Here is a 534-nt window from a genome sequence, read left to right as displayed (position 1 = left end):
CAACATGTAAACTTGGTTTATATTGACTTGCTGTTAAACCTGTTTTTAGCGGTAAAGTCGCTATATCGATATAATTACCGTCTTTATCTTTTTGTTTGCTAATGGCATCATTTTGATTATGACCAATATGACCGACTAAATCACCCGCATTGATGGGAAAAGGTTTATCTAATACCACAACCTTATTATATTCTTTGCCTCGAGTAATGTTTTCAAGACTATCATACCAAACCATTTTTTTCGCCTCTGGCAAAGCTATGGTCGGTTTTCCATCACGGACTATCTGAGCTAATTCAACAAACGTTTTTGATTTTTTCTTACCACTTATTTTTATTTGGGTTCCCTTGGGTAACATAGTCAGTATGTTTTTTTTACTTTCATCCCTGACTCTCAGTCCTTTTGATTTAGCAAAAGTTTTATCATTACCTTTTATATCAAATTCAGATTCCGTGAGCTGCTTTTTAGTGTCATTAAAAACCCAACCGATAATCTGCTTTCCTTCATGCTCATAAGGCGTTAATACCGGAATTGAAC

Annotated in this window: 1 pseudogene; it reads right to left on the bottom strand. The window is 34.8% G+C overall.

The window, feature by feature from the left end:
* Window positions 1–534 (bottom strand): annotated as a pseudogene (locus tag J3U35_RS06490) (hypothetical protein); the annotation flags it as partial.

This window comes from Gilliamella sp. B2717 (assembly GCF_026536675.1).
In the GTDB taxonomy this organism is placed as follows: domain Bacteria; phylum Pseudomonadota; class Gammaproteobacteria; order Enterobacterales; family Orbaceae; genus Gilliamella; species Gilliamella apicola_I.
Note: the sequence above shows the minus strand (reverse complement) of the source record. Positions and strands in the feature narration are given on the sequence as shown.